This is a genomic window from Nonomuraea lactucae, from assembly GCF_003313395.1.
GTDB lineage: Bacteria > Actinomycetota > Actinomycetes > Streptosporangiales > Streptosporangiaceae > Nonomuraea > Nonomuraea lactucae.
In genome coordinates, this window is the sequence record NZ_QNFZ01000892.1 from 1 (window position 1) to 7,226 (window position 7,226).

The 7,226-nt window shown below is 71.6% G+C and carries 8 protein-coding genes; 2 read left to right on the top strand and 6 right to left on the bottom strand.

Annotation, left to right across the window (positions count from 1 at the left end; all coding sequences use genetic code 11):
• Both DQW85_RS30825 and DQW85_RS30830 read left to right on the top strand, forming a co-directional pair.
• On the top strand, window positions 1-819 hold an 819-nt coding region (locus tag DQW85_RS30825; protein WP_162795508.1), incomplete at its 5' end, for a PucR family transcriptional regulator.
• A gap of 56 nt (window positions 820-875) precedes the next feature.
• A complete protein-coding gene (locus DQW85_RS30830) occupies window positions 876-2,603 on the top strand; it encodes a discoidin domain-containing protein (protein ID WP_113703322.1) in 1,728 nt (575 codons plus the stop codon).
• Between the two features lie 52 nt (window positions 2,604-2,655).
• Here the strand turns inward: DQW85_RS30830 and DQW85_RS30835 are convergent, their stop codons facing one another.
• The 6 genes from DQW85_RS30835 to DQW85_RS30860 form a co-directional block, all read right to left on the bottom strand.
• Window positions 2,656-3,207: a helix-turn-helix transcriptional regulator gene (locus DQW85_RS30835; RefSeq protein WP_113703323.1), complete on the bottom strand. Its 552-nt coding sequence runs from the start codon at window positions 3,205-3,207 to the stop codon at window positions 2,656-2,658.
• Window positions 3,208-3,344: 137 nt separating this feature from the next.
• On the bottom strand, window positions 3,345-4,079 hold the full coding sequence (locus DQW85_RS30840; RefSeq protein ID WP_162795509.1) for a hypothetical protein: 735 nt from the start codon (window positions 4,077-4,079) through the stop codon (window positions 3,345-3,347).
• Between the two features lie 389 nt (window positions 4,080-4,468).
• Window positions 4,469-5,086 carry an ATP-dependent Clp protease proteolytic subunit gene (locus DQW85_RS30845; protein WP_113703325.1) on the bottom strand — a complete coding sequence of 206 codons (618 nt, stop codon included), beginning with the start codon at window positions 5,084-5,086 and terminating at the stop codon, window positions 4,469-4,471.
• Window position 5,087: 1 nt separating this feature from the next.
• Complete coding sequence (locus DQW85_RS30850; RefSeq protein WP_113703326.1) at window positions 5,088-5,651, bottom strand: ClpP family protease; 564 nt, start codon at window positions 5,649-5,651, stop codon at window positions 5,088-5,090.
• 95 nt (window positions 5,652-5,746) lie between these two features.
• Complete coding sequence (locus tag DQW85_RS30855) at window positions 5,747-6,655, bottom strand: DUF2268 domain-containing putative Zn-dependent protease (protein WP_113703327.1); 909 nt, start codon at window positions 6,653-6,655, stop codon at window positions 5,747-5,749.
• A gap of 58 nt (window positions 6,656-6,713) precedes the next feature.
• On the bottom strand, window positions 6,714-7,226 hold a 513-nt coding region (locus tag DQW85_RS30860; RefSeq protein ID WP_113703328.1), incomplete at its 5' end, for a hypothetical protein.

A 7,226-nucleotide genomic window follows, 5' to 3' on the forward strand; every position in this document is an offset into this window, starting at 1 on the left:
CGACGGGGCGACCTGCTGCGCCGCGTGCTGGAGGACCCGGTCAGCGCCGCCGTGGTCGGGCCGCAGCTCGGCATGCGGGCCGCCGCCGCCGCCGTCGTGGCGGCCTTCATCGTCGCCTCCGACGACCCGGGCGGAGTGGCGGCGGCACGCGCGGCACTGCAGCTCACCGACCTGGTCAGCCTGCACTGCGAGGCGCACTACGGCCACCATGGCTGCGCCCTCATCGACGGCACCGTCTACGCGCTGCTCCCGGCGGGCTCACCCTCGACCACGCACAAGGAACTGATCACCCACATCGCCGGCAGGGCGAGCCGGGCGCTGCACCTGCCCGTACGGGCCGCGCTCGGATCCGTCGTCGCCGGGTTGCGCGCGGCCGCGCAGTCGCGGGACGACGCCGACGCCGTCCTCCGCGTGCTGGCCGGGCGCGACTGGAGCGGCGGCGGCCCCATGGTGGCGACCATCGACGAGGTCAGGCCCAGCGTCGCGCTGGCCGAGCTGGCCGACATGACCGCCCTGGTGCCCAGGCTCGCGCAGGGCGCGGGCCCCACCATCCGGGCGCACGACCGCGAGCACGGCACCTCCTACGCCGACACCCTGCTCGCCTACTTCGCCTCCGACGGGGACGTCGCGACGGCGGCCAAGCGGCTCAACGTCCACCCCAACACCTGCAGATACCGCCTGGCCAGGGCGGAGGAGGTCTTCGGTTTCCGGCTCGCCGACGCCGACGGACGGCTGTTCCTCTGGCTCCAGCTACGTCTCTCCGCCAGAGAACACTCCCCCGATCTAACAAAGGGCCTTGACATCTGTGAAAAGAGCTAGGACGCTCCGTTTCAGAGAGCGCTCTCCGTCCACTCCCCCGCTGTGACGGAGACGTCATGAGACCACCCCCCATCCCGGGCGTCCGCCGCCCGGGACTCCTCGCCGCCCTCGTCCTCGCCCTGCTGACCGCCGTCCTCGTCCCCACACCGCACGCCGCCGCGGCCGACCCTCTCCTCTCGCAGGGGAGACCCGTCACCGCCTCCTCGGCCGAGAGCGCCGCGTTCCCCGCATCCGCCGCGGTGGACGGCGACCCGGGCACGCGCTGGTCCAGCGCCTTCTCCGACCCCCAGTGGCTCCAGGTGGACCTCGGCGCGGCCGCCTCGATCAGCCAGGTGCGGCTGAGCTGGGAGGCCGCCCACGCCGCCGAGTTCGAGGTGCGGGCGTCGGCCGACGGCACGTCGTGGACCACCCTCCACGCGACGGCCGGAGGCACCGGCGGCGACCAGACGCTGAACGTCTCCGGCGGCGGCCGCTACGTGCGCGTCCACGGCATTCGGCGCGCCACCCCCTGGGGCTACAGCCTGTGGGAGTTCCAGGTGTTCGGCACCATGAGCGGGCCCGGCGACGAGCGGCTGCTGTCGTACGGCAAGCCGGGCGTGGCCTCCACCTCCCAGAACGACGCCGACTGCTGGGAGTGCACCCCCGCCCGGGCGTTCGACCTCGACCCCGCCAGCCGGTGGGCGACCAGTTCCACCACCGGCTGGACCGATCCGGGCTGGATCTACGTGGACCTCGGCGCGACGGCCCGGATCAGCCGGGTCGTCCTCCAGTGGGAGGCGGCCCACGCCAGGGCGTACCAGATCCAGGTCTCACCCGACGCGGCTGCCTGGACGACCGTCTACGGCACGGCCACGGGCACCGGTCTCAAGCAGACACTCGAGGTCACGGGCACGGGCCGGTACGTGCGCGTGTACGGCACCCAGCGCGCCACCCCGTACGGCTACAGCCTCTGGGAGTTCCAGGTGTACGGCACCGGCGGCGCCCCCACGCCTCCGCCCGCCCCGCCGAAGGACCCCGCCGACCCGCCGTCCCTGGTGTGGCGGGACGAGTTCGACGGCCCGGCCGGCGCCAGGCCCGACGCCGCCGGCTGGCGCGCCGACCCGGGCACCGGCCCCAACAACGAGCTGGAGTACTACACCGACCACGCCAACGCCGCCATGGACGGCCAGGGCCACCTGGTCATGGAGGCGCGCAAGCAGGCGACTCCCGGCTCGACCTGCCCGCGCGACCCGCTCACCGGCAGCACCACCTGCCAGTACACCTCCGCCCGGATGAACACCGGCACGAGATTCCACTTCACCTACGGCCGGGTCGAGGCCAGGATCAAGGTGCCCAGGGGCAACGGGCTGTGGCCGGCGTTCTGGATGATGGGGGCCGACTTCCTGACCGGGCGGCCGTGGCCGTACAACGGCGAGATCGACATCATGGAGGTCCTCGGCAAGGACGTGAAGACCTCCTACTCGACCGTCCACGCGCCCGCCTACCACGGCGGCGGCGGCATCGGCGCGCCGTACACGCTGCCGGACGGCACCGGCTTCTCCGACGACTTCCACGTCTGGGCCGCGCACTGGGACAGCCGGGGCATCGTCTACACCCTCGACGGCAGGACGGTGCTGACGCTCAGCAAGGAGGAGGTCGAGCGGACCCGCGGCCCGTGGGTGTTCGACCATCCGTTCTACATCATCCTCAACCTCGCGGTCGGCGGAGACTGGCCGGGTCCTCCCGACGCGAGCACGCCGTTCCCGTCCCGGATGCTCGTCGACTACGTGCGCGTCTACCAGTGATCACAGGCACGCGCCGCGCGTGAACGCCACCGTCACCGCTACATCGTGGCGGCTACATCGTGGCGGCGCTGAGCACGGCGGCGCGGGTCATGTCGGCCTTGTTGCCCAGTCCGAGCTTGGAGCGGATGCGGCGGATGTAGGTGTCGACGGTGTGCCTGCTGATGCCGAGCGTGTCGGCGATCTGGTTCTGCGTCAGGCCGTCGGCGATGTGTCCCAGCACCTGCGACTCCCTGGCGGACAACGACTGCAGCTCAGGGCCCACGCCCGAGAAGCGGTTTCCGTCGAGGACCGTTCCGATCGCGTCGACGATCACGCCGACGGGAGCCGACCACTCGATGACGCCCGAGACGTGCCGGTGGCTTGGCAGATGGGTGCGTACGGGCGGTGCGAACAGCAGGACGGGAGCCGTCCCCGCCAGTTCGACGATGAGCTCGGCGGGATCGTCGGCGATGTTGGAGTCGAGCAGGAAGAGGTCCGTCGGAGGGGAGTGAACCGGGTCAGGAGGGAGCTTCAGTGGTCTCACCTCGAAACCCTCGGCTCTGAGCGCCTCGCACAGCCCGTGCTCCAGTATCGGATATTTGACGTGAACGGTGATGACGGCCATGCCAGTACCAGCTTTCCCCGGAAGCCAAGTGCCCGGACCGTCCGACCACGGGCCCGACGATCGGCCACATAATGGCCGAACCCCGCATAGGTTCCGTACATGGACCACCGCCTCTTGCGTGCGGCGGCGTCCGTGCATCAGCGGGGCCGCGTCGGCGGCGGGTAGTCGTACTCGCGGGTGCCGGCGAAGGTCTGCGGGCCGGTGATGCGGTAGTGGTGCGCGGCTTCGCCCGCGGTGTGGCCGGGGCCGACGTCCACGGTGATGGTGGCTCGTTGCTGGGCGATCGTGGCGTCCAGGCGGCGGGTCAGCCGGATCCCGGTGTTCGCCGGGTGGATCGACACCGTGAACCGGCTCGAACCGCCGGGACCGAACGCGCGGCCGTCGTCGGTGACGGCGCGACCGGCGGCCTCGGACGCGCCGCGCCGCGGCGCCCCCCATGGAACGACGACGAGGGCCACCGCGGCCGCCACCGCGGTCAGGGCGATGAGCACGGCGGGTAGGCGCCGTCTCCGGCGAGGGACCGGAGCCTGCTCCGCCTGCCCCGCCTGCGCCGGGGTGGTGGGCATTCGGGCGACCCGCGCCCGCTCCCAGGCCCTCTCCCAGGCCGGGAGCCGATGCTCGGGCACCTGGCACGCCCGCAGGAACGCCACCATGAACGCCTTCTTGGGGAAGCGGCGCCCGGCCAGCATGTCCGCGCAGGTGGCCCGGGGCAGCCGGGTCCCGCCCGCCCTGTCGGCCCGCAGCTGGAGCTCCCGGAGCGACATGTCGGCCCGCGCGAGCTGCTCGGCCAGCAACCTCACCAGATCCTCGTGACAGGTCACGGACTCCACACCGGATCTGGACGCCTCGCCACCAGCCGGATCCTCGCTCATTGCCTCAGACCGTCCTCCTCCGCCCGGGCCGTTCGGCATTCCACCCGAGAGTGTACGAGCGATTACTCCAGGTGTCCGACGGTTGACGGCTTTCCGGGTGCGGCCAGTGAGCGGATCGGTCGCGGACGGGTCCGTCCGCGTCTGTCCGAGCCCCTGTTGGACACCCCGGCCACGCGGCTTCGCTGGTCCCGAGGCGGCCACCCGGGGCCCTCGACCAGAGAGGAAGACGTCGACATGCACGACGCCTGCCGCTGGCACTACGAGGGCAGGCTGACGCGCGCCGCCTACCACGACGCGAACGACGCCTTCTCCTGGTACTGCTACTGATCAGATGCCGGGAGCCCGGGACCAGTCCTCCCCGGGCTCCCCTCCCCCCGCCCCGGAGTCTGTCAGCGGGTCGTGGTCAGGGTGCGTTTGCGGGAGGCGTAGATGTCGTCGATCAGCCCGTACGTGCGCGCCTGCTCGGCCGTGAAGATGCGGTCGCGTTCGATGTCGCGCCGGATCTCCGGCGTCGGCCGGCCCGTGTGCCTGGCGAGCAGTTCCTCCTGCTGGTCGCGCATGCGCAGGATCTCGCGGGCGTGGATCTCCAGGTCGCTCGACTGGCCGCGCCCGCCCTCGGTGGCGGGCTGGTGGAGCAGGACGCGGGCGTGCGGCAGGGCGGCCCGCTTGCCGGGTGCGCCGGCCGCCAGCAGGACCGCCGCCGCCGAGGAGGCCTCGCCGATGCAGACCGTGTGGATCTCCGGCCGGACGAACTGCATCGTGTCGTAGATCGCCGTCATGGCGGTGAACGACCCGCCCGGCGAGTTGATGTACATGTTGATGTCCTGGTCGGGGTCGAGCGACTCCAGCGTGAGCAGCTGGGCCATCACGTCATTGGCGGACGTGTCGTCGATCGGGGTGCCGACGAAGATCACCCGGTCCTCGAACAGCTTGTTGTAGGGGTCCATCTCCTTGAGGCCGTACGAGGTGCGCTCGGTGAACGACGGCAGCACGTAACGTCCGCTCATGTCAGTCGGTCCCCTCCGCGATGTGGTCGACGAAGCCGTATTCGAGCGCCTCCTGGGCGGTGAACCAGCGGTCGCGGTCGGAGTCGGCCTGGATGCGCTCCAGCGCCTGGCCGGTGTGGTGGGCGATGATCTCGGCTATCCGGCGCTTGGTGTGGAGCAGGTTCTCGGCCTGGATCTGGATGTCGGCCGCGGACCCGCCGATGCCGCCGAGCGGCTGGTGCATGACGATCCGGGCGTTGGGCATGGCGTAGCGCTTGCCCGGGGCTCCGGCGCACAGCAGGAGCTGCCCCATGGACGCGGCGAACCCCATGGCCACCGTCGCCACGTCACACGGAACGAACCGCATCATGTCGTACAGGGCCATCCCCGCCTGCACCGAACCACCGGGCGAATTGATGTAAAGGGTTATGTCGCGTTTCGGATCCGCTGCGGCGAGCAAAAGCAGCTCGCCGCAGAGCCGGTTGCATATGTCGTCGTCGACCTCCTGGCCGAGAACGAGTATCCGCTCCTTGAGCAGGCGCTGGGCGAGCTGGTCAGGCCATAGCGCGCGGGTGGTCTCCGTCATGGGCCGCCTTTCGTCGAACTATTTCTCCGACGCTAGACCCGGCCCCGCTCCATTCCGTCGCCTTTTCGCTGGGGGCGCATTTCTCTGAAGGCGCATTACTCCGGGAGCGAATACTCATCGACATACGATCCCGGATGTGAGACCGAACCCGGCACCGAGGCGGCGAGGATCTCGGAGGCGGGGACCAGCGTGGCCTCCGTCGCCGTCATGCCGGTGGCGGCCAGGTGGGTGTCCACCAGCCGCAACCCCACCGCATATCCCGCCATGTCGGGAATGCCGCGCGGTTCCATGCCGAACCTCCGCATCGCACCGTCCCCGAGCACGTACGCGGGCGTGAGCGCCATCCCGGCCAGGCCGGCGTCCGCCATGATCCGCTCGTACGCCGACTCCAGCGCCTCCCCCGACACCGTCGACGACCACGGCCCCATCGCCTCCGGCCCCGACAGCTCCCGCACGAACGCCTCCGCCAGCCCCTCGGCCACCACGTGGTCCCCCACGGTGACGGTCCGCGGGTTCCACTCCACGGTCTGGAAGCGCACGTTGTGGTGGAACTCGTGCACCGCGCAGTGCGCGATCCGCCCGATCGTCCCGTCGTCCGGCCAGGCCAGCAGGTACAGCCAGCCGGGCGAGCCGCCCATGCCGTAGTAGCCCCCGGCCGTCCGCATCAGGTAGTCGTCGTCCGGATCGCCGAGCACGAGCATGACCTGGAGCGAATCGGCCTGCCTGGCGTCCTTGAGCCGTTCGGACGCGCGGGCCAGCTCCCGTTCGACCTGCCCGAGCACGTCGGCGTCGATCATGCGCTGGACGGCCGGCAGGTAGCGCGGGTCGTCGGCGTCGACCCTGAAACCGGCGCCCCGGTGGTGGATGTCGACGATGTCGCCCGGCATCGGCATCGCGGACCGCATGGGCGCCAGCAGCTCCCGCAGCGCGCCGGGACGCCGCTCCAGCGGCTGCCCGAGCAGGTCGGCCATAGCCGTGAGCGTGTCGTGAACGATGAACTCCATGCCGCCGGACGCTAGAGCCTCACGTGACGTGAGGCTCAACCCGCCGAACCGCCTCGGGTCAGAGCGGCGACTCCTCTCCCGCGTCGTCACCCGGGGACTGGCCGGGCGTGCCGGGGCCGGTCTGGCTGGGCGACTGCGACGGCGTGGGCGTCGGCTGGCGCGGGTCCGGCGAGACCGGCGTCGGCGGCGGCGTCGGCTCGAAGTTGGTGGCCGGCAGCGGCCTCGGCAACTGGTCGGGATCGGCCCTGCCCAGCATCATCAGCAGGGCCATCACGGCGAACAGCAGCATCAGCACGGCCAGCACCAGCGCGGCCAGCAGCACCCTCCGGCGCGTCTCGGTGAGCGGCCTGCGCCCCGGCGCCGGTCCCGGCAGGGCGGGCGCCCGGTCGGTCAGCCAGTACGGGACGAAGTCGGGGCCGTGCGCCTGCCCGATGAAGGTCCCGCCGACCATGACCGGCTCCAGGAACCACTCGGCCCCGGGCCGGCCGGGCGCGTACGGCACGGCCACCCACGGCGCCCGGCCCGTCTCCATCGCCAGCACCTCGGGCGCGCCGTCCAGCACGGCGGCCCG